20 protein-coding genes and 5 pseudogenes are annotated in these 23,616 nt (G+C 67.6%); 11 read left to right on the forward strand and 14 right to left on the reverse strand.

Translation table 11 applies throughout. The features are described from left to right. The first annotated feature begins 505 nt into the window (after positions 1 to 505). From VGP60_RS15060 to VGP60_RS41705, 3 genes are read left to right on the forward strand one after another with little or no spacing between them, the layout of a single operon-like run. On the forward strand, positions 506 to 1,027 hold the full coding sequence (locus VGP60_RS15060) for a hypothetical protein (RefSeq protein ID WP_327548617.1): 522 nt from the start codon (positions 506 to 508) through the stop codon (positions 1,025 to 1,027). Positions 1,028 to 1,029: 2 nt separating this feature from the next. Then, on the forward strand, positions 1,030 to 1,455 hold the full coding sequence (locus VGP60_RS15065; protein WP_327548618.1) for a hypothetical protein: 426 nt from the start codon (positions 1,030 to 1,032) through the stop codon (positions 1,453 to 1,455). A gap of 44 nt (positions 1,456 to 1,499) precedes the next feature. Next, on the forward strand, positions 1,500 to 1,781 hold the full coding sequence (locus VGP60_RS41705; RefSeq protein ID WP_414640354.1) for a hypothetical protein: 282 nt from the start codon (positions 1,500 to 1,502) through the stop codon (positions 1,779 to 1,781). On the opposite strand, the pseudogene VGP60_RS41710 reads toward VGP60_RS41705, so the two are convergent. From VGP60_RS41710 to VGP60_RS15080, 3 genes and pseudogenes are all read right to left on the reverse strand, one after another. Further along, positions 1,729 to 2,319, reverse strand: a pseudogene (locus tag VGP60_RS41710) (ISAzo13 family transposase); the annotation flags it as partial. The gene VGP60_RS41705 and the pseudogene VGP60_RS41710 overlap by 53 nt on opposite strands. 101 nt (positions 2,320 to 2,420) lie before the next feature. Continuing rightward, positions 2,421 to 3,767, reverse strand: coding sequence for an MFS transporter (locus VGP60_RS15075; RefSeq protein WP_327548619.1), 1,347 nt, complete (start codon positions 3,765 to 3,767; stop codon positions 2,421 to 2,423). Between the two features lie 87 nt (positions 3,768 to 3,854). Then, the gene (locus tag VGP60_RS15080; protein ID WP_327548620.1) at positions 3,855 to 4,319 is read right to left on the reverse strand and encodes a nuclear transport factor 2 family protein; all 465 of its coding nucleotides are present in this window, start codon (positions 4,317 to 4,319) and stop codon (positions 3,855 to 3,857) included. Positions 4,320 to 5,385: 1,066 nt separating this feature from the next. On the opposite strand from VGP60_RS15080, the pseudogene VGP60_RS41915 reads away from it, so the two are divergent. Next, a pseudogene (locus VGP60_RS41915) lies at positions 5,386 to 5,541 on the forward strand (ISAs1 family transposase); the annotation flags it as partial. Positions 5,542 to 5,765: 224 nt separating this feature from the next. On the opposite strand, the gene VGP60_RS41715 reads toward VGP60_RS41915, so the two are convergent. The 4 genes from VGP60_RS41715 to VGP60_RS15100 form a co-directional block, all read right to left on the reverse strand. Beyond that, the gene (locus VGP60_RS41715; protein ID WP_414640350.1) at positions 5,766 to 5,969 is read right to left on the reverse strand and encodes a ferredoxin; all 204 of its coding nucleotides are present in this window, start codon (positions 5,967 to 5,969) and stop codon (positions 5,766 to 5,768) included. Positions 5,970 to 6,075: 106 nt separating this feature from the next. Further along, positions 6,076 to 6,537, reverse strand: coding sequence for a nuclear transport factor 2 family protein (locus tag VGP60_RS15090; protein WP_327548621.1), 462 nt, complete (start codon positions 6,535 to 6,537; stop codon positions 6,076 to 6,078). A gap of 56 nt (positions 6,538 to 6,593) precedes the next feature. Further along, positions 6,594 to 7,808, reverse strand: coding sequence for a cytochrome P450 (locus tag VGP60_RS15095; RefSeq protein WP_327548622.1), 1,215 nt, complete (start codon positions 7,806 to 7,808; stop codon positions 6,594 to 6,596). A 70-nt stretch (positions 7,809 to 7,878) separates the two neighbouring features. Continuing rightward, positions 7,879 to 8,631: an SDR family NAD(P)-dependent oxidoreductase gene (locus tag VGP60_RS15100; RefSeq protein WP_327548623.1), complete on the reverse strand. Its 753-nt coding sequence runs from the start codon at positions 8,629 to 8,631 to the stop codon at positions 7,879 to 7,881. A gap of 867 nt (positions 8,632 to 9,498) precedes the next feature. On the opposite strand from VGP60_RS15100, the gene VGP60_RS15105 reads away from it, so the two are divergent. Continuing rightward, positions 9,499 to 10,374 (forward strand): TIGR03620 family F420-dependent LLM class oxidoreductase, encoded by an 876-nt coding sequence (locus tag VGP60_RS15105; RefSeq protein WP_327548624.1) that lies wholly within the window; start codon positions 9,499 to 9,501, stop codon positions 10,372 to 10,374. A gap of 265 nt (positions 10,375 to 10,639) precedes the next feature. Here the strand turns inward: VGP60_RS15105 and VGP60_RS15110 are convergent. The 3 genes and pseudogenes from VGP60_RS15110 to VGP60_RS15120 form a co-directional block, all read right to left on the reverse strand. Further along, positions 10,640 to 11,529, reverse strand: a pseudogene (locus VGP60_RS15110) (IS110 family transposase); the annotation flags it as partial. Positions 11,530 to 11,637: 108 nt separating this feature from the next. Next, positions 11,638 to 12,975, reverse strand: coding sequence for a carboxylesterase/lipase family protein (locus VGP60_RS15115; RefSeq protein ID WP_327548625.1), 1,338 nt, complete (start codon positions 12,973 to 12,975; stop codon positions 11,638 to 11,640). Positions 12,976 to 12,980: 5 nt separating this feature from the next. After that, the gene (locus VGP60_RS15120; RefSeq protein ID WP_327548626.1) at positions 12,981 to 13,895 is read right to left on the reverse strand and encodes an MBL fold metallo-hydrolase; all 915 of its coding nucleotides are present in this window, start codon (positions 13,893 to 13,895) and stop codon (positions 12,981 to 12,983) included. A gap of 78 nt (positions 13,896 to 13,973) precedes the next feature. Here VGP60_RS15120 and VGP60_RS15125 point away from each other — a divergent pair, with 78 nt between their 5' ends. Together VGP60_RS15125 and VGP60_RS15130 are read left to right on the forward strand one after the other, a co-directional pair. After that, positions 13,974 to 16,652, forward strand: coding sequence for a helix-turn-helix transcriptional regulator (locus VGP60_RS15125; protein ID WP_327548627.1), 2,679 nt, complete (start codon positions 13,974 to 13,976; stop codon positions 16,650 to 16,652). A 240-nt stretch (positions 16,653 to 16,892) separates the two neighbouring features. Next, positions 16,893 to 17,003 (forward strand): annotated as a pseudogene (locus tag VGP60_RS15130) (IS5/IS1182 family transposase); the annotation flags it as partial. Positions 17,004 to 17,351: 348 nt separating this feature from the next. Here the strand turns inward: VGP60_RS15130 and VGP60_RS15135 are convergent. Further along, entirely contained in the window at positions 17,352 to 18,764 is a 1,413-nt protein-coding gene (locus VGP60_RS15135; RefSeq protein WP_327548628.1) for an aldehyde dehydrogenase family protein, read from the reverse strand. A 77-nt stretch (positions 18,765 to 18,841) separates the two neighbouring features. Continuing rightward, positions 18,842 to 19,486 carry a TetR family transcriptional regulator gene (locus tag VGP60_RS15140; RefSeq protein ID WP_327548629.1) on the reverse strand — a complete coding sequence of 215 codons (645 nt, stop codon included), beginning with the start codon at positions 19,484 to 19,486 and terminating at the stop codon, positions 18,842 to 18,844. Between the two features lie 490 nt (positions 19,487 to 19,976). On the opposite strand from VGP60_RS15140, the pseudogene VGP60_RS41720 reads away from it, so the two are divergent. Then, positions 19,977 to 20,309, forward strand: a pseudogene (locus tag VGP60_RS41720) (amidohydrolase family protein); the annotation flags it as partial. Between the two features lie 286 nt (positions 20,310 to 20,595). Then, positions 20,596 to 21,111, forward strand: coding sequence for a GlxA family transcriptional regulator (locus VGP60_RS15150; RefSeq protein WP_327548631.1), 516 nt, complete (start codon positions 20,596 to 20,598; stop codon positions 21,109 to 21,111). 33 nt (positions 21,112 to 21,144) lie between these two features. On the opposite strand, the gene VGP60_RS15155 is transcribed toward VGP60_RS15150, so the two are convergent. Together VGP60_RS15155 and VGP60_RS15160 are read right to left on the reverse strand one after the other, a co-directional pair. Continuing rightward, a complete protein-coding gene (locus VGP60_RS15155; RefSeq protein ID WP_327548632.1) occupies positions 21,145 to 21,834 on the reverse strand; it encodes a nitroreductase in 690 nt (229 codons plus the stop codon). Between the two features lie 33 nt (positions 21,835 to 21,867). Further along, positions 21,868 to 22,377, reverse strand: a complete 510-nt coding sequence (locus tag VGP60_RS15160; protein ID WP_327548633.1) for a DUF4863 family protein — start codon at positions 22,375 to 22,377, stop codon at positions 21,868 to 21,870. 198 nt (positions 22,378 to 22,575) lie between these two features. On the opposite strand from VGP60_RS15160, the gene VGP60_RS15165 reads away from it, so the two are divergent. Together VGP60_RS15165 and VGP60_RS15170 are read left to right on the forward strand one after the other, a co-directional pair. Further along, on the forward strand, positions 22,576 to 23,232 hold the full coding sequence (locus tag VGP60_RS15165; protein ID WP_327548657.1) for a TetR/AcrR family transcriptional regulator: 657 nt from the start codon (positions 22,576 to 22,578) through the stop codon (positions 23,230 to 23,232). Between the two features lie 16 nt (positions 23,233 to 23,248). Continuing rightward, positions 23,249 to 23,605, forward strand: coding sequence for a hypothetical protein (locus VGP60_RS15170; protein WP_327548634.1), 357 nt, complete (start codon positions 23,249 to 23,251; stop codon positions 23,603 to 23,605). Positions 23,606 to 23,616 lie beyond the last annotated feature (11 nt).

A 23,616-nucleotide genomic window follows, 5' to 3' on the forward strand; every position in this document is an offset into this window, starting at 1 on the left:
CACAGCTCACCGGCGCCCTTGACGGACCGCTGATGCTCCAGCTGCCCGCCGACGACCTTTCTTCCGCCTCGGCCGGCCGGAGGCAGGAGCGGCTCATGCGGGGCTGGACCGAACTCGTCACCCAGATCTGCCGGGCATAACGCGCAGCCCTCCACAGCCGCCGCACTGCAGCCACCGGCAGTCCAGGCGAACGAGCCAACCCCAAGAACAGCACCCGAGTCACCGATTCCTTCAGCGTCGGCGGGCACCGCCGACAAAGCCACATCGACTCAATCGGGCCCCGCATTCCGGCGCGCATGCCCGAGTTGCTTCGAGCTCAACCAAACCCCGAGTAGACCGACGAGGAAGCGACGGACGTGCTGACTGGCGTCAGAGCCTGCCACCTCGCTGCCCGATCGTCGCCCGGCGAGTGAGGTGCGTTCGATGAAGGCTTTCGAGGTGCCGCCAGCGCACCCAGAAGCGGGTACTCGCCAGTTCCGAGCATCTGGCCCAGAACATGGGCCCCGTGCCGGTCCTGGTCATCCCGGCCATCGAGACGCTGGACACCACCGAGCTGCCCGCGGTCAATCAGTCCGGCCTGTGGGCCTCGATCGTGCCCGCACTGCTGCTGTTCGAACGGGCGCCTGACGAGCAAGCGGAAGATGCCTTGCGGGAAGCCTTGCAAAGCGAGGAGAGGGCACCCGAGCGGATCCAGCTCGCCGGCCGAAGAGCCGAGCTCGCGGCCACAGCCCGGCAGTGGGCTAAAACAGCGTCGATTACAGCGGCGGCGATTGCATACCAGACGCCGCCACCGGATTGGGTTGTGTGGAACCTCGTTCGAACTCAATTGTCCAACGCCGGAGAGACCCGGGCCGCCGCGACTATCACCCGTCACCGGCCGCAGATCCAGTCCGAGGACGAAGCCCGACTGTGGGCACAATCGATGGCCCACGTCGCATGGGACGACGACACCGCCACCGAGGCCGTCGCGCTGGCGTCTCGTTACTCCGACACCCCGAGCTCGCGACGGGCCTGCTGTCCCATCTGATTGTGGCTATCCGCGGCTCCGCAGCGGAGGATGCAGTCGCATCGAACAGCGACACCGACGACCGCGACGATCCGATACCGGACATCCCGGACGACCGCCCAGTCGTGCGTGGAGAACTACACCGGCAGGCATTTGAGATCCTCGGCATCCTGTATGAGTCCCATGGGGCCGCTACCGGGATACGGATCGTGCGCATGACCTCGCCCGAGGATCTATTCGCGCAACTTGAGGAGCTTGTCCAGCGTCCTGATCGTCCGAACCTTGCCGCCCTGGCCGACGAAATCGCCCGCGGACAAAACCCGGCCGGGATAATGGCGGTGGCCGCCGGCCGGAGCTATACCTCGGCACTGGTTCAGCGCGCCGCAGGACTACTTGTCGCCGTTGCCGCTGACGACGAAGAGCACGGGGTGAAGTCGACGTTGCGATAGCGGCGAACGGACGTCGGGTCGTTGTCGACCTCTCCGCCTTGTTGGTGTTATCCCGGTTGACCGACGCCGACGCCATTTCCGGGCAGGTCGCTGAGCTGGTCCTGAACCGCTCAGCCCATCGCGACGTGCAGCGAGCGGTGCTTGAGGCGCACAATCTGGGCGGAAGTCCAGGCGTGCTGGGCGCGGATGCCTCCTCCGGAGGTCTGGTCTTTCACGAGCGGAGCGAGGAGCAGCGCCACTTCGTGCGAGAACGCACGGCGGCCGTAGAGGCCATGGCGTGGGTTGCAGGGTGTAGTTCCAGTCGCCGTGCCAGTCGTGGCGGGTGATCGGCGGGTCGGCCATTTGGGCGTCGCTGATGGTGATTCCGGTGGCGTAGTGCCCGGTGTCGAGTTCGGAATGGACGGTCAGTCCGGTCCGTGTGGTGGTCGCGGCGATGGTGTTGACGACGACTTCGTGGTTGGTCAAACGGCCGCGCCAGTTCATCGTGATGTGGCTGAACAACCGGTGCTCGATGGTGTTCCACTTGGAGGTGCCGGGCGGGAAGTGGCAGACGGTGATGGCCAGGCCGATCGGTGCGGCCAGGGCCGGGAGTTCGGTTTCCAGGCGCGGATGCGGTAGCCATTGGAGCCGCCCGCGTCGGCGGTGATCAGCAGCCGTCGGGCGTGCGGGTAGGTGGCGCGGCCGGTGGTGTTCCACCAGCGGCGCACCGATTCCACTGCGAACGCGGCGGTGTCGTGATCGGTGTCGACGTTGACCCGGCCGGTGTTGGCGGCCAGGTCGTAGATCCCGTAGGGGCACGACCTTGCCCAGGGTCTTGTCCGGAAAGTCGTGGGTGTCGACCTCGACCGGTTGCCCGGCAGGGCGCTCCCCGGCGCGTTCCTGTCGTCCACGTGTCCTCCTCCTTGAACTCTGTTCTCATGACGTGCGGCGCGCCGCTGGTCGGCACCGGCGGCGCGCCGCGGGCCTCAGCCGGTCGGTTCCGGCTCGCGGGTTCCGGCGACGGTCTTCTCGGACAGCGCCGCGTCCGGCTCCGGCTGCGCCCTCGGGATCACCGTCACCGCGAGCAGCCCGACCACCGCGAGCACGACCAGGAGCAGACTCAGCCCGTCCGTCGCCCCGGTGCTGGTCAGGACCACGGCCAGCACCGGGAACACGGCCGAGCCGATCGCGTTGCCCGTCTCGCGGCTGAGCGCGAGCCCGCTGAACCGGACCTGCGGGGGCAGACGCTCGGCCATCAGCGTGGAGATGGGGGCGAAGATGGCGGAGATGGCGATACCCTGGGTCAGGACGACGCCGATCATCATGCCGAGCGGCCAGCCCGGCTGGATGAGCCAGAAGAACGGGTAGGCGAACAGCACCAGCAGCACGAACCCGGACCCGACGACGATGCGCCGGTCGATCTGGTCCGACAGCCAGCCGAAGAACGGCGTGACCAGTACCTGCGAGCCGTAGCCGACGACGATGGCGATGAACAGGATGGTGGGGGAGAAGCCTGCGGTCCGTCCGGCGAACGACGGCCCGAAGACCAGGTACATGTTCGTGTGGCCGCCGAGCGTGAGGAAGATCAGTAGCATGGCGACGATGATGCGCGGGTGGCTCCGGATGACGTCGCGCAACGGGGTGCGCGAGGTGGTCCCCGCGGCCTCGGCCCGGCGGAAGTCCGGGGTCTCCTGGAGCGTGCGGCGCAGCCAGTAGGCGTAGATCGCCAGCACGCCGCCGGCGAGGAACGGGATCCGCCAGCCCCAGTCGAGGAAGGCGGGCCCGCTCAGCGCGCTCGACACAGTGAGCATGACGAGGCTGGCCAGCGTGCCGCCCGCCGCGGGGCCCAGGGCGGGGAAGGAGCCGAAGAGCCCGCGGCGCTTCTTCGGTGCGAACTCGACGGCCACCAGCACGGCGCCGTTGTACTCCCCGGCAGCCCCGATGCCCTGGGCCAGCCGCAGCAGGACCAGCAGCACAGGGGCGGCCGCGCCGATGGCGGTGTACCCGGGCAACAGCCCGACCAGGAAGGTCGCCACGCCCATGATCATGAGGGTGCGGAGGAGGATTCGGCTGCGTCCCTTGCGGTCCCCCAGGCTCGCCAGGATCCAGCCGGCCAGTGGCCGCACGATGTAGGCGATGGAGAAGATCCCGATCGACTGCAGGCTCGCGAGCAGGGGCGAGGCGTCGGGGAAGAAGACCTTGGGGAAGACGGTCGCCGCCGCGGCGGCGAACAGGGTGAAGTCGTAGTACTCCAGGACCGATCCGATCGTGGCGGCACGGGCCGCTCTACCTCTCGACGGGTCGGTGTCCTTTGCGGCGGGCGTGACATCCATGTCGCACTCCTTTGTCGCACTAGACGGTCAGGAAGATTGCCGGTCGTACAACGCCGCACCGCGCGCGATCCGGGCGAAGGGGAGGCCTCAGGAGGTGGCGGGGATCCCGAGGTAGCCGCCCTCGGGCAGGCTGCCGAGGAAGGTGTAGGGCGGGTCCTCGGGTTTGCGCGCGCCGAGGGCCACCTCGTTCTGGCCGAGCAGGCCCGAATTCTGCCGGGACAGATCGACCGTGCTGGGCTGTTCCATGATCGAGTCGTGCATGACGAGCTGTTCGGCGACCCGCCACTCTGAGCCGCGCTTCTCGAATCGGTCGAGGTAGCGGCCGCCGTGGATCAGGTCGTGGTGGCGGCCTGCAAACGTGCGGACCGTGTGCCAGTTCTGGGTGTAGGTCTGCACGCGCGCCTGGTCGCCGTCGATTCGGATCAGGGAGTGGCCCATGAAGTGCTGGGTGCAGACGAAGACCTCGCCGCCACGGCACGACACGTCCACCACCAGCTGCGTGTCGAGATACTCCTTCGTCTCGGCCAGGAGGCCGTCGCGGAAGCGCAGCACACCAGTGGATAAACTGGTGGTATGTCCCGCCCGACTCGTGCCGGGCGGGCGAGTCGATCTCGACGGCCACGGTGTCGCCGTCCGCCACGATGCCGATGACGTGCACCGGCTTGCCGTCGGGGAAGGGCGCGTCGTTCCGATGGTTCGCGGCCATGAACTGCAGCGCCAGTTCCCTGTTACGCGCTGTCTCTTCGTGGCGTGCAGTCGCGTCCGTCATCTGGACTGCTCCGATCCCTCGTTGGATTGCGGGCACATTACCATACAGTGTTTGGATTTCAAGTGCCTATACTGCTTGAGGCGTGGGTTCCGCGTTTCGTGGCCGGTGTGCGCGTCGCCCGCGCCGGCCACGCCGTCGAACGGAGGCTTCCGAACCAAACGGCGTATGTTTGGGTCGTCCCCCCGCCCGAGTGGACGTGCTGATCCACGGGACCCGTGACGGCCCCGCCTCGCTCTGATGCCCGGGAGGCAACCGTCGCCCGCGCGGTGCCGAAGCGGTCTCGGACCCGGTGCGCCAGCTGGTCTCGCTGCCCCGCGACGACCCGCGGCTGGCCGATGTGGCCGAGGGCATTGCCCACTTCCGAGCGCGGGTGGTCGATGAGATTCGTCCAATCGTCGTGATCGACTACCGGCATATCAAAACGCCGTTTGTTTTGTGCACTCGGAGTCCGTGGATGCCACGGAAGGGATCTTCGTGGGTTGGGCAGGCGCACCCGTCCCACACTGGGGCACGCAGCCGTCGGCAACGTTGACGGTTAGATTCAAACAGCGATAGGTTCTCGTGCTGAGGCCAACGCGGGGGACTTTCCGTCCCGGCAGGCGCAAGGATCCTCTTCCTGTCGTCCTGCGCCGGAAATTCGTGGTCCTTATTCGGCGGATCCAGGTTTCCGCTGGGCGCGCGGCCGGCGTTGGAGGCCGCGCTTCAGGCCTGGGTGATGGCCCAACCCGCCGCCCGGGCTCCGGAGCCGGGGGTACCGATGCGCGAGCAGCGCCGGGTGTTCGCGCTCGACGGCAAGACCGTACGCGGCGCCCGGATCCCGCGGCCACGGGCCCGGTCCTACTCGCCCGCTGGATCCGCGGGCACTGGGCCATCGAGAACCAACTGCACTGGGTTCGCGACGTGTCCTTCGACGAGGACCGCTCACAAGTCCGCACCGGCCACGGCCCGCAGGTCATGGCCGCCCTGCGAAACCTCGCGATCACCGCGCTCCGGCTGTCCGGCTCGCCACCTACAAGATCACGTGACCACTTTGCCGGGGCCCTGGGTCCGGGCTGCTCACTCATACCTGTTTGAAGATCGGTCTCGAAGACCGTCTGCGTCGGGCCGATAAGCAGCCCACCAGGTGATCCTCCCCGGAACATCGCCGCAGCGATGGACCAGTCAGCTATGCCGAGGCCAGACACTTCAGTGTACATATCGTGCGTCAGACGTCGGGAAGTGGAAATTTCCTAGGCGGTGTGAATCGCCCCCACGGGGCAGCTGTCACGGGCGAGCAGCACCTCTGCCTCCCTGTCGGGGCCGACATCCTCGATCGCGACCGAAGGTACCGTGTCGTCGGAGTCGAGTTTGAACACGTCCGGGCTGACCGCAACGCACAGACCGTGTCCTTGACAATGGTCCTTCTGAAGACGCACCCGCATTAGGGCCTCCATTCCTATTGCTGCATAAATGGCAGGTTCAGTTTCCTACCTGCCGTTCCCGTCGGACCCGCGCTGACTGCCAATGCTTGCGATGGTGCAGTTGGGGTGGCAGTCTGGTCTACCCTCGGGACCTTTCGTAGAGACACCGGTCGATCCGTCGGTCGATCCGCCATTTTCCGTCGTCGCACCGAGCCAGGCTGTCCTCGTAAACGCCATAATGTTCGACCGCACCATCGTCATTGGCGAAGACGACGAAGTATGCTGCGCCCTCTGCCTTGTCCCCATCAATTGATTTTACCCAGGTGTTCATGGTGCAGTGGTGCAGTGAAACAGTCTGTGGGCCGCCCCCACTGACCGCCAAGCTCAGCTGCTGCGACCCGCGGATCGTGCCGTCGGAATTGAGCCACGGAAGACTTGCCTCGCGCAAATGGTCCACCGTGGGGAACGATGAGATGTCGGTGTAGCCGTTTTCCGTGAAACAGTCGGCGAACAGATCGCCATCGTGACTGTCGACCGCATGTGTGTACTGTGCGTACAGGTCGAGGATACTCAGACGAGCAGCCATCTCTTCGACATCCATGGAGCTACCTTTCTTGACGGTTCACCGGGAGCGCTTCGGCTGAGCTCGACGTTGCCTCACCACACCAACGGCAGCGAGTCATAGGACATCGAGAGTCCTGGCCGGATGAACGGTGTCTTCCCGTCGAGCACCTCGAAGTCCGGAATGCGGGCTAGCCATTCCTTCAGGAATACATCCAACTCAATTCGCGCCAAACGCGCACCAAGGCAGGAATGGATACCCTTGCCGAAGCTCATGTGCACGCTGCGAGGGCGCGTGAATTCCACTTCCATCGGCCGCTCGAACCGGGCAGGATTGAGGTTGTACATGCTGGTCATCCAGAGAATGCGCTGTTCAGGCCGTATGGGTGCGCCGTGCACGACGACAGTAGCAACGGCGCGGCGGGCGAGCGACGTCGCACCGAAGCGCCTGACGAGCTCCTCTGTCGCGGCGGATATTAGCGACGGATCGGCAACGAGTGCTCGCCGATGCTCCGTGGAGCGGGCGAGGAACTCGAAGATGAATCCCAGGGCGGCAGAAGTCGTGTCGATCCCCGCCGAGACGATGGTGGCGCACATGCCGACCATCTCATCTATGGTGAGTCGGCGATCCTGGTACTCGGCCATCGTCACCTTGCTGATCACATCATCTCGCGGCGAGGCCGCCCGGTCCTCCACGATGGGGCGCAGGTAGTCGAACAGAGTTTGGATCACGGCGTCACGTGGTGCGTCCGGAGGCGGAGGAGAAGCGAATGCGCGGCCGATCTTGAGGAGATCGTCTAAGTCTTCTGCCGGCAAGTCGAGGAGCTTGAGGAAAATTCCTACCGGGACTCGTGCAGCGAAGTCGTACATGAACTCGCAGGTTCCAGCGGAGGACGCCTGGTCGATCCATTCGCCAGCCATCCTCCGAACCTCCGCCTCGATATCGCCCAGCCGTGCCGGAGCGAAGATCGGCGCGACAATTGCGCGGTAGCCGGCGTGCTCAGGAGGGTCGACGTTAAGTGGCACGAAAGGCGGCCCGCCGAAATTGTGCTCCGGGGGAACGAACGGATCCATGGAGGAGAAGGAATGCGGGTCCCCGACCACGTCGTCGATGGCGTCTGCGGCAAGCGCGATCCAGTGCCCTCCGTTGTTTCGAGTCCAGAAGATCGGCGGCAGCCCCAAACCGTGCAGCCGTGAGACGGACTCGAACGGGTCGAGGTCGCCGAAGCAGGGAGCGAACAGGTTGAAGTCGAACACCTGGTCGGCCGATACGCCCGGCGGAATGGTTTCGTTGTAGAACGGATCGGTCATCGAAATCGCTCCTTAGACCTGTGTGATAATGGGCTGAATTTCCCCGAAAAGGGTCGCTTACAGTGCGCCTTTAGATGGCCATTCTTCCACCATCGATCGCGAAGCACGCGCCGGTGACGAACGACGCCTCGTCGGAAAGGAGCCACCGCATCGCCCGCGCAATCTCCACTGGTTGGCCGAGTCGGCCCATCGGATGCTCGGCCGCGACCCTCCTGATGTGCTCCTCGGAGAGCCCGCCTTCGAAGAGGGGAGTGCTGGTTGCCCCGGGGAGCACGCCATTGATCCTGATGCCGCGTTGTGCGTTCTCGATGCTCGCCGATCGAAGGAGGCCGAGGAGTCCCGACTTGGATGCGCAGTAGTCACTACCGCCTGCAGTTCCCAGCACAGACGCCGTTGATGCCACCACGACGATCGACCCACTTTTCCGCGGAACCATCGCCGCGAGAGAGTGCTTCAGCGACAGAAACGCGCCGGTGAGATTGACGGCGATAACCCGGCTCCACTCGTCAAGAGGCATCTCGTGGACCTGCTTGCGAGCCGGACCGATCCCTGCAACGACACAACTTCCATTCAGGGCGCCATAGTGATCGAGCGCCAGAGCGACAACCTTCGCGACACTGGCCTCGTCGACCACATCTACGCGGCACGCGAGGGCATCGCCGCCGCCCGACCTGATCTCGGACGCGATCTCCTCGGCGGCCGACTCATTGATGTCGGCAAGAACCAGCCGTGCATTCGCCTCCGCGAGCGCTCGCGCCGTGGCCGCACCGATGCCGCCGCCCGCGCCCGTCACAAGAATTGTCTTTCCGTAAAGGTTGGGCATTCGGTCACCCTTCATAGAGATTCGCGGCCTGCTGTGGGCGGCAGAACAAAGGTTCACACATGTGGCAGGTTCACACATGTGGCGATCTCGACGTCGACGAATCGGCCGATCAACCTCGATTGGTGGTGCTCGTCGACGCGCAAGCCGCGGTCGAAGGGAGCGAGGGCGGTTAGTGCCGGACGGGATTCGCGGCAGCGAGTCGGCCTCGCCGCATCACGCGAGGAAGTCCCATCGTAGGTGGCGCCAGTTGCATATGGACTCCCGCCGGCCGGGCTCAACCATCACAGAGCGAAGACCTGCGTGCGCAGGTAACGACCGGGGAGACGAGCACCTTGACGGCGCTAAGCCAAGTCCGATCTCGCATGCCCGGTGGCAGGCTAAGGCCCCTTCCTGGGCCGTTCCGCGCGGCACAGAGCGCGTGGTTCTCTTTCGCGTCCGAGACACCATTGTCTTCGCACGTCATCCTCCCGGTTAGGCGTGTGGATGAACCGCGTTCGCCGCGGCCGCCGTTCGTCGAGCGGACCGCGTGCATTTGCGTGAATAATCTATCGGCGCTGGATTTTGTTGTCAAGAACGCATTCAGCGCGCCGGCCTGTGAGGCCGAGTGCTGCGGTCGAACCGCCTCGCGAAGAGTTGGTGTACACCGGCCGCACCCCCTCGGGGCTTCCCTGCGTGGGTGCTACGCCCGGGTGAGGCCGGCGCGGCGTCTGTGAGCAGGAACAGCCCATCCCGCCGGGCGTCGGCACGCGACTTTCCTTCTGCGCCAAGGCCCCCGCGCGGCAGCGGTGTCGCCGTAGCCGCGTCCGTGCGACGCGGGAGCTCATTGCTCGTGGACATATCCAACACTGTTAGCCTATTGTGCCCGGCATGGATATCGGCAAGGTTGGGGTGTGGGCCCCGCAATTTCGTGATCGCGACTCGGGGAAGATCGCTGATGTCGCTGCCAGCGTGGAGGCCGACGGCTACAAGACGGCCTGGGTGCCCGGCGGCTCGGGTGGCGATCTGTTCGGGGACGTCGATGTTGTCCTGGGGGCGACCGAGCGGATGGTTGTCGCGACGGGTGTGCTGAACGTATGGATGCACGAGGCTGCCGATACGGCCCGGTGGTACACCAAGGCGGCGTCGCGTCATCCTGATCGATTGTTGTTGGGTTTGGGTGCGAGCCATGGGGTCCTGGTCGAGGCGACCGGGCGGACGTATGCGAAGCCATTGACGGTGCTTCGGGAGTATCTTGATGCGCTGGACGCGGCGCCGACGCCGGTGCCGGGTGACCGGCGGATGGTGGCGGCGTTGGGGCCTCGGATGTTGGAGCTTGCGGGGGCCCGTTCGCTTGGGGCACATCCGTATCTGACCGGACCGGAACATACACGGATCGCGCGGGAGGTGCTCGGGCCCGATGCGTTGCTGGCCCCTGAGCTCATGGTTGTGTTCAGTGCTGATCCCGGGGAGGCGCGGGAGATTGCCCGGTCCGGTTTGGCGCTGTACATGCAGCTGCCGAACTACACGCGCAACCTGGTGCGGACCGGGTTCAGCGAGGCCGATATCAGCGAGGTCAGTGACCGCTTGGTCGATGGGCTCGTGGCGTGGGGTGATGTCGAGCAGATCAGTGCGAAGGCGCGTGAGCACTGGGATGCTGGGGCTGATCATGTGTGTATCCAGGTGCTCACCGCCCGGCGCGAGGACGTGCCGTGGGAGGCCTGGTCGGAGCTGGCACCGGCCCTGCGCGAGGCCGCGGGCGTCTGACCCGGTCCGCGTGTCGAGCGCCCTGCCTCGGCCCGGGTCGACCGACTTGGCGAACCGGGCCCGGGAGACAGCAACCCAAGGAGTACCCATGAACGACAGCGGCACGCAGGCGCCTGCGGTACGGGGTGGCAGACGGCTCCAGTGGCTGGAATACCTGGCCGAGCGGCTCTGAAGCACAAGCCCGCCTGGAGGGTCAATGGCTCGCGTAGGCATTGCCGTGGAACGTGCTCGACCTGCTGCCACGCGGCAGGGGCGAGTGGTACACGTCGCCGCGGATGCTGGTGCCGGAGCGGTGGGTGACCGGGGCGATCCCGGCGTAGGCGGCGAGGTGCCCGGCCGACGTGAACGCCGACGCGTCACCGATCTCGAGGAGGATGCGGGCCGCGGTCCTGACTCCGATGCCGGGCATCGAGGTCAGGACCCGCGCAAGAGGGTGTGCGTCAAGGATCTCCTCGACCTCAGAGGCGACGTTTTCCGTTGCAGCAGAACACTTTTCAGGCTGTCTGCGAGTCTGGGGAGGACGGTGTCGGCGGCGGCGGTTCCGGGGACCACGACGGTCTGTTCGTCGAGCGCGGCGAGGATGTCCTCGACTAATTCGGCGCCCATGCGTGGCGCGAGTGTGGTCGCGATGGAGGACAGTTTGCGGCGGCCGGCTTTGCGGATTCCGATGGGTCCGCCGCAACGGGACAGGATTTCCAGGACGGCGAGGTGGGTGGCTTTGGGGCCGAGGACGTCGTCGTAGCCGATGAGGACGTCCAGTTCGGCCAGTGCGTCGTCATCGACGTTGATCTGGCGCAGCGTGTGCGGCAGGGTGCGGGCGGCGTCGGCGATGATGTAGGCGTCACGAGCGTCGGTCTTGGCGTCGCCCGGGTAGAGATCGGCGATCCTGCGCATCGCCAAGCCTGGCAGGTAGGCCACCTCGTGCCCACAGGCTCGGGCCACCGCGACTGGCAGGGCGCCGATGGTCGCGGGCTGGTCGACTACGACCAGGACCGGTCCGTGAGTGGCAAGTTTGTCGAACATCGCCCGCAGTTTTGGCTCGGTGTTGGGCAGCGGCGCGTCGTGCAGCCGCTTGCCCGTCGGGTCCAGGCCGACGGCGTGGTGCTCGCCTTTGCCGACATCGAGCCCGAGGAACACGGTGTAGCTGTGGTTCACGTGCGGTGTCTTCCGTATCGTCGTGCGCGGTTCACCAGTCGAGCATCAAAGGCCGGCGCCTTGGTGCGGGAGCCGTACTCTCGGCACATGGGCCGCCGGACAGCTCAATCAATGAGTATGTGCGCGCTCAGATGAGCGCAGCACCTCGATGTGTCGATCAGGTCCGTACGGCGGCCAACCGGGATCACCGCTTGCGGCGAACCGTACCCAGGCGCGATGCATCCGCTCGGCCAGCGCGGCTGGTGGTTCGGCGGCACCGAGCCCGAGGAGCGCCTCGGGGCCACGCAGCGCGGGCAACCCGGTGCGGTCGAAGACGAACGGTAGCTCCATGCAGTGTGCTGAGCCCAGCTGGCCGCCGAACGCCGGGGAGCGCCAGGCGAACTCGTATCGGTATGTTGCCGAGGCGTGGGCGTCGGCCAGCGCGGCGGTGCCGGTGCCGAAAATGCGAGCGGTCATCGCGGCTCCGTCCGTGGTGGGCAGCCCGGTGGGGACAAGATACAGATTGGCCTCGTCGCGGTTGGTGCCGATCAGCAAGGTCACGTCTTCGCCCGCGCCCGCGGCGACCAGTTCACTCGGTTGCCCCGGCAGCGACTCTGTGCCGCTGACCAGGCTGAACGGGGTGATGGCCGCGAGCGGGTGGGTGTTGCCGGTGGTGCCCATGACTGCGGGTAGCGCCGCGATCAGGCGCTCGTCCGAGACGTCGGCGAAACCCGCGACGGTGGGCGGGACGCCGAGTTCGGCGGCCAGCGCCGCGGTGGTGGCGCTGGCCTGCTCGATGCTGAACCCGGCAAGCCCACTGCCGCTCTGCGACACCACCCGCCGCACCAGGCCGCGCGGCGCGGTGGCCAGCACCGCGCCGGTGATGATCGCGCCGGCGGACTGTCCGGCGACGGTGACATTGTCCGGGTCGCCGCCGAACGCGGCGATGTTCTCCCGCACCCAGGCCAGCCCGGCCAACACGTCGAGCAGCCCGCGGTTGGCCGGTGCCCCCGGCAGGTGCAGCCAGCCCGGCACGCCGAGCCGATAGTTCAGCGCCACCTGCACCACACCGTCTCTAGCGAAGGCACTGCCGTCGTGCACCGGCGCGCCGGCCGAGCCGGCGAGGAAACCGCCGCCGTGCACGAACACCAGCACCGGAAGTCCGCCAGTGCCTGGGTCCGGGGTCCAGACTGTGGCGGTGAGGTAATCACGGCCCGGCCGCCACCCGGGGCCGATGACCGGGCTCAGGTCCAGCGCGCCGAACCGGCCGCGCTCGGGAGCCGGCGCGGTCGGGCTCGGCTCGCTCGCATCGCGCACCCCGTCCCAGTGGGGCGGCGGCAGGGGCGCGGCGAACCGCTCCGCGCCCACCGGACCCGCCGCGTACGGGACGCCGCGGAACACCACGGCCGGACCGGCCGCTGTGCCGGCGACCGCGCCCGCCGTCGTTCGCACCACTGGCTGCGGCATCAGTCTCAGTCCTCCCGCTGCACGTTCTCAAACGGCGCCCACGCCGTGATGCTGAACTTCGCACCGGACCGTGCCACCACGGCACCACCCGCCCCACGCAGGTGCGCGGGCACCACCAGCGCGGTGTTGTCCGCCGCCCAGCCGAGCACCCGCCGCCGCGAAATGCGCGCCATCTCGGCATCCTCGCAGAAGCAGCTGTTGTACTCGGGCTCGACCATCTGAATGGGGGAATGCAGCAGGTCGCCGACGAACACCGCGCGGTCCTCGCCCGACTCCAGGCGCAGCACGGTGGAGCCGGGAGTGTGCCCGGGTGCGGGCACCAGCCGCAGATTGCCGTCGATGGCAACCTCGCCTTCGAACAGGGTGGCCTGTCCTGCCTGGTGGACCGGTGCGACGCTGTCCTCGAACAGGTTGGCATGCACCTCCGGCATCTTCGAATTGCGGGCAACCGCGTCCGGGTGGAAGAACTCGAAGTCCGCCTTGGGGATCAGATAGGTGGCGTTCGGGAAGGTCGGCACCCACTCGTCGTCAACCAGCCGGGTGTTCCAGCCGACGTGGTCGGCGTGCACGTGGGTGTTGACCACGACATCCACGTCCTCCGGGCGCACGCCCGCCTTGGCCAGCCGGTCGAGGAAATCGCCGCTGCGGTGGTCCATCACCGGTACCGGCCGCGGTTTGTCGTTGCCCATCCCGGTGTCGACCAGGATGGTCCGGCCCTCGCTGCGCAGCACCCACACCTGCATGGCGACCAGTGCGATGCCACTGTCCATTTCCCAGTGCTCGGGGGCCAGCCAGTCCCCGTTGCGCTTCCAGTCCTGCTCGCCGCTGTCCGGCACGAAGTCCAAGCCGGGCACGAAGGCACCACTCCACTCCGGGACGCGGATAACCTCGACGTCACCGAATGTCATTGTGTTTGTCATTGGACAAGTGTGTGAAGACCGTGGGTCGCCGGGTATCGGAAACATGACTGCATCGACCGGCCGGGCTAGCGTTACGGGATGGAAGGCAGGGATGTCGAGTGGGCCGCGCTGCGCGCGCTGGTCGATTCGCCCGGGGACACCGGGAAGGTGCTCGTGCTGTCCGGGATCGCTGGCTCCGGTAAGACGGCCCTGCTCGACGCGACCGCCGCGCATGCCGCCACGGCAGGTACCCGGGTGCTGCGGCTGGCCGGCGCGGCGGGCGAGGCGCGATGGGCGTTCGCCGGCCTGCACCAGCTCGTCGGCCCACTTCGGACCGAGGTTGCCGCGCTGCCGGTGCGGCAACGGGACATGCTGCGCGGCGCGGTCGGCCTCGCCGACGCGCCGCAGACGCCGGACTTGATGCTGCTCGGCCTCGGCGTGCTGACCCTGCTCACCGAGCTGGCCGCGCGGCGCCCGCTGCTGCTGGTAGTGGACGACGCCCAATGGATCGACAGTGCCTCGCTCGACGCGCTCGGGTTCGCGGCCCGTCGGCTCGGCAGGGTCCCGGTGACCCTGCTGCTCGGCACCAGGACGCTACCGCTCGGCGCCGGGCTGGACCGCGATCACCCGGTGCTTGAGCTCGGGCCGCTGGACGGCGTGGCGGCTGGGCTGCTGCTGGACACCCAGCCGTACCCGCCCACCGGGCGGGACCGGGTGCGGCTGCTCGCGCAGGCGGCCGGCAACCCGCTGGCGCTGGTGGAGCTGGCCAGGATGTACGCGGCGGGTGCCCCCTCCGACGGCCCGTTGCCGGTCGCCGAGCGGATCGCCCGGCTGTTCACCGCACGGATCGGGGCGTTGCCCCCGCAGACCAGGCGCGCTCTTTTGCTTGCCGCTGCGGATCCCGCGCTGGCCGCCGTTGCGGTCGACCCGGTGGACTGGACCGCCGCGATCGAGGCCGACCTGGTACAGGTCGCTGCGGAACGGGTGCTGTTCCGCCATCCGGTTGCCGCCTCCGCCGTGTACCAAGCAGCCACCGCGGAGGACCGGCGCGCAGCGCATCGCGACCTCGCCGCCGCATCGCACGCGCTGCCGGACCGCCATGCCTGGCACTTGGCCGCGGCGACGCTGCTGCCCGACGAGCAGATCGCCGCAGGGCTGCAGGCCACCGCGGACCGCGCGGGCAAGCGCGGCGGGTACGTCGCGGCGGCGAAAGCGCTGCACCGCGCGGCCGATCTCAGCCCCGCACCCGAGTCGCGGGCGCTGAGGCTGGTGCTCGCCGCGGGCGCGGCGCTGCTGGCCGGCCAGTCGGCGTGGGCACTGGAACTGCTCGCCGACGTGCCCGCGCTGACCCGCGACCCAGCCATGCGTGCCGAGGTGGAGCTGCGCACTGGGCAGGCGCTCACCCTGGAACACCGCTACCCGGCCGCGTTCGCTACTCTCACCGACGCGGTGCCGTCCGCGGGACTCGAAACCGCGTCGGAGTTGCTGGCCACCGCGGCGTTGGTCGCCTACTACTCCGGCGATCCCGCGCAGCGCGCCGAGACCGTGCGGCTGCTGCACGCGGCACAACCACCGCACACCGCTGCGTGGGCGTGGACGCTGGCGCTCACCGACCCGTACCGGCACCGCGGCGAGCTGATGGCCGCGCTGCCCGCGCTGATCGAGGATGGGCGGACCCGGCCGGCCACGCTGACCACGCTGGCCACCGTGGCCTGGGTGCTGGACGAGACGCAGACCGCGTTGCGGCTGTTCGACGAGGCTGCGCAGCGTTGGCGAGTCCAGGGACCGGTACCAGAGGGACTCGGCTGCGCGATGGGGGTCGCCGCGTTCGAACACGGTCGGCTGGACCTCGCGTACACGCTGGGGATCGCCGCCGCGGACAGCTCGGCGGGCGCTGGGCTGCCGGTGGTGGCCGCGGGCGCGGACGCGATTGTGGCCTCGGTGCTCGCGGTCCGCGGTGACCTCGCGGCGGCCCGTGACCTCGGTGAGCGGGCGCTGCGGCAGCTCGACGTGCGGGCGAACCTGGCCATCGTGGTGCGTGCCCGGTACGCACTGGGCCTCGCGGCCGAGGCCAGCGGCGACCACGAGGCGGCCTACCAGCGGTTCCGGTCCCTGTTCGACTCCGACGGCGCTCCGGTGCACCACCACGTGTCGTACACCGCGCTCGCCGACCTGGCAGCCGCGGCCGCTCGCACCGGGCGCCGAGCCGATGCCGCGGAAGTGCTCGACCGCGCCGAACACGACCTCACCGGCAACCGCTCGGACCGGTTGGCGCTACTGCTGCACCGCGGGTGGGCGCTACTCGCCAGTTCCGAGACTGCCGACGCGGAGGCCTACCGGGAGGCCGAGCGTCACCACGCTGCTGCGCTCGCTCTTCCCGCCACCGGCCGGTGGCCGTTCGAGCGGGCGCGGCTGCTGCTCGAGCGTGGCGAGTGGCTGCGACGGCGGCGACGGATCAGCGAGGCGCGCCCCGTGCTGCGTGAGGCCCTGGAGACGTTCGCCGGCCTCGGCGCCCGGCCGTGGGTGCAGCGATGCGAGGCGGAACTGCGCGCGGCCGGCGTCGCGGTGTCCCGGGCGGCTGACGCGCTGCAGGCACTCACTCCCCAGCAGCGCCAGATTGTCCGGCTGGCCGCCGCGGGGCTGACCAACCGAGAGATCGCCGAGCGGATGTTCCTGTCCGCCAAGACCGTCAGCTCACACCTCTACCGGTCGTTCCCCAAACTCGGGGTGAGCACCCGCAACCAGCTCCGCGACGTGGTACCCAGCTCAGACCGCTGACGTCGGGTACGCCCCAGCACCGCCACCGTCCCGGCGGCCAGCCACGCCGCTAGGGCGGCCCCCACCACCAGGGCCACGATGGGCCGAGCCGATCACGAAGACGCCGTCCACGACGGGCGCCACCAAAGGGACGACCCAGGCCGGGACACCGAAGCGTCAAACGTCCGGTTGAGCACGTCCCCGAAACCGGACAAGAAGGTCAACCCGACGACAGTGCCCATGATCACCGTCATGGCCCGCCAGCTCAAGTACTGGCGCATCCCGCACAAAGTCCGCGTCAGGCCGCGTCGCGTCGGCCGACTCGCCAAAGCCGCCCACGTCCTACAAAACTACGAAGCCACCGCAGGATGAAAAAGGCTCACTGTCCGCGGTTTCCTGAGTGACCCCAGGCGTCATCGGCCCATGGTTGGAGTAGATGCGCCCATAGGCCAGCAGATACATCTGCGGGTTGAATAACTGTCGATACAATTCCTCGCATGGCAGTCCTCTCCTGCCGCGTTCCCGGAGGATGCCAAGTACCGTTTCGGCGGCCTGCATTTCGCATGCCTCCTGGCCCTTGCGGTTTCCGATCACCTGTGCCCCTTCGCCCTGCGGACGGCCTTCCCGTCCTCCGTGGCAGGTCGTGACTCCTGCGACTACTACGGGCACTCTGTCGCCCGAGCCGTTGCTCGCCGCGCGTCGCGGCGAGCAACGGGGTTCTCACACGAAGATCGCCTGGTTCTCCAGAAACGCGTCGATGCCCCAGGAACCGAATTCGCGGCCGAGACCGGACTCCTTGAAACCGCCGAACGGCGCGTCGCGTGAGCCGACGATCTCGTTGATCATGACGCGCCCGGACTGGATACGCCGGGCGACGCGCTCACCGCGCTCGGCGTCGCCGGTGGCGACGTAGCCGGTCAGGCCGTAGGGGGTGTCGTTGGCGATCCTAATGGCCTCGTCCTCGTCGCGATAGGTGATCACGGACAGGACGGGTCCGAAGATCTCCTCGCGGGCGACGGTCCGGTCGTTGGTCGTGGCCAGCAGCGTGGGCTTCACGTAGTTGCCGTGCTCCAGGCCGTGCGGGTGCCCGAGGCCGCCGGCCAGCAGTTCCCCGCCCTCCTCGATACCGGCGCGGATGTAGGACTGGATGTGGTCGTAGTGGTCGCGGTCCAGGACGGGGCCGATGACGGTGCCGTCCTCGCGCGGATCGCCGACCTTGAGCGCGTCCACGGCTTCCGCCAAGGCCTTCTTCAGCTCGTCCTCCCGAGATTCCGGGACGAGGATCCGGGTCCCGGCAACGCACGCCTGCCCGTTGTTGAACAGGCCCGCCTGCAGCGCGAACGGCACGGCCCGGGCCGCGTCGGCGTCGTCGAGGATGATCGTCGGTGACTTGCCGCCGAGTTCGAGGGTGATCCTTTTCAGGGTGCCCGCGGCCTTCGCCGCGACGAGCTTGCCGGTATTCGTAGAGCCGGTCAGCGAGATCTTGGCGACGTCGGGGTGCGTGATCAAGGTGTCGCCGACCGGATCGCCCTTGCCGAACACGACGTTGACGACTCCCGGCGGAAGGCCGGCGTCGGCGATCGCGTCGAGGACCGGCTGAGCCTGCCAGATGCCGCGTTCACTGGGCTTGACCACCACGGTGCACCCGGCAGCGAGGGCGACGCTGGCCTTCATCGCGATGGCCCAGGAGGCCCCGTTCCAGGGCGTGATCAGCGCGGCGACGCCGACCGGCACGCGACGTACGGTCGCCCGTCCCACGTGCCGCACGAAGGTGTCGTCGGTGAGCAGGTCCTGGGCGTCGAGAAACCACTGCGACGACTCGTCGACGATGAAGGTGGCGGTGGACAGGGGAGTGCCGAACTCCTCGACGAGCGCCGGGATCATGTCGTCGCGGTGCGCCTTGAACGAGTCGGCGAGTTTCTGCAGGTAGTCACGCCGCTCGTCGAGGGTGGTGGCCGACCACTCGGGCAGTGCCTGCTTGGCCGCATGCACGGCCCGGTCGGCGTCGGTGGCGTCACCCAGGACCGCTTCGGCTAGCTGTTCGCCGGTGATCGCGCTGGTGACCGGGTAGGTGCCGGTTCCGTGGGCCTCCACCAGGTGGCCGTTGACGAAATGGCGGTTGAGCGTCTTCATTTGGCCCTCCGTTAACGCAAGTTGATTGCCTTAACTTCAGCATAGCGGTTCGGCGTACTTAACGCACGTCGCGTGCCTTAAAGGCGGCCGAGGCCGGCCGCGGTGGCCTGGAGCAGCCGGGTCAGGCGTGGTGCGAAATCGAGTGCGGCGTGGCCCCAGCGGGGGTGCTCCGCGTACAGCTTGGCGAGGGTCGGCGTCGGGTGGGAGGTCTGCCAGAGGTTCGCGGTCAGCGCGATCGCCGCGGTGACGAGATCCTGGACCTGATCGGTCGTCAGGTCGCCGGCCGCGGTCAAGGTGTCGACGATGTCGTCGTGGGCGGCGAAGGAACTGGTCTTGAAGTGCCGCGCGCGCTCGATCTCGACCTCGCCTTCGAGGCTGAGCGGGACATGCGTGAGCAGGTCGCAGAACAGCGGCAGCGCGGCGAGCGTGCGGGCCATGGCGGTCGCAAGCTCCGCGGGCGTGCGGTCGTGGGCACCGGCGAGCTCGGCGGCGATCGCGTCGCGCCACTGGTTCCAGCCGCGTTCGGCGAGTTCCAGCAGCAGTTCTTCCTTGCTCTCGAAGTAACGCCGGATGGCGGACGGGTGCAGGCCGGCGACCTCGGCGACATTCGCCAGGGTGAGGTGGCGGACGCCGCCGCGCTCGGTCGCGAGGGTGCGCGCGGCGTCGAGAAGATCTTCGGCGCGGCGGACCTTGGCTTCCGCTGAACGAGCCCGGCGATGCATTCCCCAACTATAACGCGCCCAGCATGCGTTAGATGGCACGTCCTGGAGCCCGCCGGTAACCACCGGGGTAATGAGGCCTTCCTAACGTCGGGTCGACTTGAGTTTCGCGATGAAGGGATCTCGGTGTGTCAAGCCCTGAGGGAGTGCCCGTGGCACATTCCGATGACCTCCCCCGGTTCGTCTCCGTCGACGACCACGTGCTCGAACCGCCTACCGTGTGGACGGATCGCCTGCCGACGAAATACGCCGAACAAGCTCCGCACTACGAGCGCAAGCGCGTCGGCGAGACGCGATGGGACCGGGGTGCATTCGTCACCGACGACGACGACAATGGCCCGGAGACCGACGTCTGGGTTTCGGTGACGTGGTCAAGCCCATTCGCCGGAACATCGCCGCCGCCGGGCTCGACCGGGACGAGATGGACCTCAACGCCATCGCGCTGGAAGACGTCCGCAAGGGTGTCTACGATCCCGTGGCGCGGCTGGCCGACATGGACCGTAACCACACCGAGGCGTCGCTGTGCTTCCCGCAGATGTCGCGGTTCTGCGGGCAGGAGTTCAGCGAGACGGCCGACAAGGAACTCGGCCTGTTGTGCGTCAAGGCCTACAACGACTGGATGCACGACGACTGGTGCGGCGCCGACCCGGCCCGGTTGCTGCAGCTGATCATGGTGCCGCTGTGGGACCCGCAGCTTGCCGCCGACGAGATCCGCCGTAACGCCGCGCGGGGCGCGCATGCCGTCGCCTTCAGCGAGAACCCCAACGCACTCGGCTTCGGCAGCATCCACTCCGGAGTCTGGGAGCCGTTCTTTCAGGCCTGTGAGGAAACGAACGTCACCGTGTGCATGCACATCGGTTCGTCGTCCTCCATCAACTCCGGGGCGGTCCAGTCTGGTCGCCTGACCCCAACAACGAGTCTCTACCGAACCCGGGGCGGTTCACGCTTCCGGTGGGGGTCACGCGTGGACGGGTCAGACCCGGGCGATGAGCTTGATCTCCACGAGCTGCTGCTCCTCCCTGGCGGAAAAGACCGTGACCGCGCCATTCTCGTCCACGGGCGCGGGCGCTACGAGCTGTTCGCCGTCGTGCGCCAGCTGACCGGAGGTGCGTGTGGTCGAGAACCAGTTGTTCGTCGAGGACGGGAAGATCCTCACGTCCGCGGGTGCGGGCGCGGGAATCGACGCGTGCCTCCACCTGATCCGCGGCGACTTCGGCGAAGCTGCCGCCCACGAAGCGGGCAAGGACGTGGTCGCCTCTCCCGCCCGCGGTGGGGATCAGCCGCAGTACGTCGACGTGCTCACCGTGCCGCGCGCGAACCTGTCCGCCACACGCAGCTGGGTCATGGAGCACATCGGCGAGCCGATCACGGTGCAGCGGATGGCCGAACGCAGCAACCTGCCGCGCCGCACGTTCATCCGCCAACTCGAGCACGAGACCGGGATGTCCCCGATGCGCTGGGTCGACAGCCACCGGATCCTCAGCGCCCGCCGGCTCCTCGAAACCTCCGACTGGGCTGTCGAACGCATCGCCGCGGCCACCGGCTTCGGCACGTCGGCGAACTTCCGCTCGAACTTCCGCTCGATCTTGCGCCGCGAGGTCGGCGCTACTCCGAGAGAGAATCAATGATGACGGTTTATGTCATCATTGATTCCTTGTTCTTTAGTCCCCGTCATAGAATGTGGTAAAGGCTCCGACCGGCTCGCGGGGTGTGCGCTGCTGGTTTAGTCGGTGGTCGTCGTCGGCGTAGCCCAGTGCCAGGCCGCAGACGATCAGGTGGTCTTTCGGGATGGGCAGTTTTTCGCGTAGTACTGGGTAGAAGTCGATGAATGATGCCTGGGCGCAGGTGTCTAGCCCGGCTCCTCGTGCGGCGAGCATCAGGGCTTGGAGGAACAGTCCGGCGTCGATGAGCGCGCCTTCCAGTGGTCGGCGGCTGACGGTCAGGATGATGCCGACCGGTGCGCCGAAGAAGCCGTAGTTGCGCCGATGGTGGTCGAGCCTGCCCGTCGAGTCGTCGTGGGCGATGCCGAGGGTCTCTTTGTAGAGCCCTTCGCCGAACCGGCGCCGGCGCGAATGGAACGGCTCGGGCCAGTCGTCCGGCGAGGGCTGGTAGTCGTATTCGCGGGTGGGGACGCGGCCTGCGGTGTCGTGGGCGTGCAGAAGTGCTGTGGTGAGGCCGTGTTTCGCCGCGCCGGTCAGGACGTGGACGTGCCAGGGCTGGCTGTTGGAGTTGCTGGCCGATCGTGCCGCCAGCGTGAGGAGTCGTTCGAGTTCGGTGCGGGGGACTGGGTCCGGCAGGAAGGCGCGGCAGCTGCGCCTGCTGAGCAACGCGTCCTCGATTGTCGTTGCCACGGTTGTCTCCATGAAGGTGTCTCGGCGGCGGATTCAGCTTGCCGGCGGGGTGATGTCGTAGGAGATCCGGCCGGCGGGCAGGTAGAACAGCGCGATCAGCGCGCCGCCTTTGACCTCGGGGTAGTGGTGGCTTCCGGGGCCCGGAGCTGTCCAGCCGGCTCCGCTCCAGCCGCATGGTCCGACCAGTTTCACTCCGGGATCCAGTGGTACCACCAGGTTCAGCTCGCCATAGGGGTGCTGGTGGTATTGGCCGCGGTAGGGCTCGACGCTGTTCATGTAGACGGCGGTGATGCTGAAGTGGTTCAGGGTTTCGTGGGGGTCGGCGATGCGGCTGCGCCGGTATTTGGCGCCGTCGACCTCGATATTGGCGGCCCATCCGGTGCGTACGCCGTCGGTGATCATGCGTGCCAGGTCGTCGTAGAGCGGGGTGCCGGGGCTGTAGGTGTCGTTGAGCCAGGTCTCGAGGTCTCCGCCGGCCGTGCGGTTCTTGACCTCGTCGAGGAAGGGGATGCTGCGGTCGATCAGGTCCTGTGCGGAAGTCATCGTTGGCTCCTCAGGGAGGGCGGCTTGTAGGCCCATTCGTGGAGCAGGAAGTTCGTCCAGTGGTGGCGCTCATAAGGGATCCTTTGAGGTATCGTTACAGGTAATCGCTGTAACTATACTAGCTACAGCGATACAGTCCAGTGATGTAACGAATCCTGTACGCTGTTCTGTGATTGTTGATCTGTGAGGGTGGGGCGCATGGCCGGAACACGTGAACCAGTCGTCGAGGACTCGGACGCCGATCGTCGGCACGCGGGCGGCCGGCCCCGTGACCCGGGCCTGGACGAGGCGATCATCCTGGCCACCCGAGCCCGGCTCGCGCAGGACGGCTATTCGACAATGACGATCGGCGACATCGCGTCCGACGCCAAGGTCACCCGCCCCACGATCTATCGGCGGTGGAGCAACAAGTTCGACCTGGTGGTCGACGCCCTCGACTACGGTTTCCGCCAGCAGGGCGACATGCACGCCGGACTGGACGACATGGAGCCGCGCGAGGCGCTGATCGAAGCCGTCCGCCGCGTCGATCCCGCTTACTACAATCCCGATGCGATGGTGCTGATGGGCAACTTCGCCGGTGAGGCGGGTCGCACGCCCGAGCTGCTGGAAATCCTGCGCGAGCACGCTGTCGAGCCTCGGGTCACGTTGGTCGAAAACCTGTTGGTACAGCTGCAGGAACGGCGTGCGGTCAATCCCGACATCGACACCCACATGGTTGCGACGCTGTGCTTCGGTAGTTATTTCGCGGCGTTTTACCGCGGTGAGACAAAAGCGGATATTCCTGAGCGTGTCGTGGCGGTGCTGTGGCCCGGCATCGTCGCCAAGGCCGCGGCCGGTAGGCGGAAATCGAGGTAGCTCGCGGCCGAGTTCGATGGGTGTGTGCTGGAGCTCACCGCGAGATCTCCCTGTCGGGAACACGATCGAACGAGGTTCGCGCCGAACGAGAAGCCTTGTCGAGCAAGAAAACGAGGACGCCGGCCACGACGAACGCGCCGGCCATGATCAGGAACACCCAGCGCGCGGCGACTCCCGCGCCCAGCGCGAGCCCGACCAGCAGTGGGCCGACGATGCCGCCGATTCGCCCGACGCCGAGGGCCCAGCTGACGCCGCCGCCGGTCCGATGAGCATCGCCGCGGCGATGCCGCCGATCGTGGTCAGCGCGGTCGCACCGACGGCTGTCGAGGCGGTGTGGCCAGGTCTGCCGAGGACGGTCGGGAGCCAGCTCTGAACGGCGTAGAA

It is taken from the genome of Amycolatopsis sp. (assembly GCF_036008905.1).
Taxonomy (GTDB): Bacteria; Actinomycetota; Actinomycetes; order Mycobacteriales; family Pseudonocardiaceae; genus Amycolatopsis.

Bases quoted from the DNA above. Each gene is read 5' to 3' on its own strand.
- VGP60_RS15075 (WP_327548619.1), bottom strand. From the start codon at position 3,767: ATGGATGTCACGCCCGCCGCAAAGGACACCGACCCGTCGAGAGGTAGA.
- VGP60_RS41715 (WP_414640350.1), bottom strand. From the start codon at position 5,969: ATGGAGGCCCTAATGCGGGTGCGTCTTCAGAAGGACCATTGTCAAGGA.
- VGP60_RS15090 (WP_327548621.1), bottom strand. From the start codon at position 6,537: ATGGATGTCGAAGAGATGGCTGCTCGTCTGAGTATCCTCGACCTGTAC.
- VGP60_RS15095 (WP_327548622.1), bottom strand. From the start codon at position 7,808: ATGACCGATCCGTTCTACAACGAAACCATTCCGCCGGGCGTATCGGCC.
- VGP60_RS15100 (WP_327548623.1), bottom strand. From the start codon at position 8,631: ATGCCCAACCTTTACGGAAAGACAATTCTTGTGACGGGCGCGGGCGGC.
- VGP60_RS15105 (WP_327548624.1), top strand. From the start codon at position 9,499: ATGGATATCGGCAAGGTTGGGGTGTGGGCCCCGCAATTTCGTGATCGC.
- VGP60_RS15115 (WP_327548625.1), bottom strand. From the start codon at position 12,975: ATGCCGCAGCCAGTGGTGCGAACGACGGCGGGCGCGGTCGCCGGCACA.
- VGP60_RS15120 (WP_327548626.1), bottom strand. From the start codon at position 13,895: ATGACAAACACAATGACATTCGGTGACGTCGAGGTTATCCGCGTCCCG.
- VGP60_RS15125 (WP_327548627.1), top strand. From the start codon at position 13,974: ATGGAAGGCAGGGATGTCGAGTGGGCCGCGCTGCGCGCGCTGGTCGAT.
- VGP60_RS15135 (WP_327548628.1), bottom strand. From the start codon at position 18,764: ATGAAGACGCTCAACCGCCATTTCGTCAACGGCCACCTGGTGGAGGCC.
- VGP60_RS15140 (WP_327548629.1), bottom strand. From the start codon at position 19,486: ATGCATCGCCGGGCTCGTTCAGCGGAAGCCAAGGTCCGCCGCGCCGAA.
- VGP60_RS15160 (WP_327548633.1), bottom strand. From the start codon at position 22,377: ATGACTTCCGCACAGGACCTGATCGACCGCAGCATCCCCTTCCTCGAC.
- VGP60_RS15165 (WP_327548657.1), top strand. From the start codon at position 22,576: ATGGCCGGAACACGTGAACCAGTCGTCGAGGACTCGGACGCCGATCGT.
- VGP60_RS15170 (WP_327548634.1), top strand. From the start codon at position 23,249: ATGGGTGTGTGCTGGAGCTCACCGCGAGATCTCCCTGTCGGGAACACG.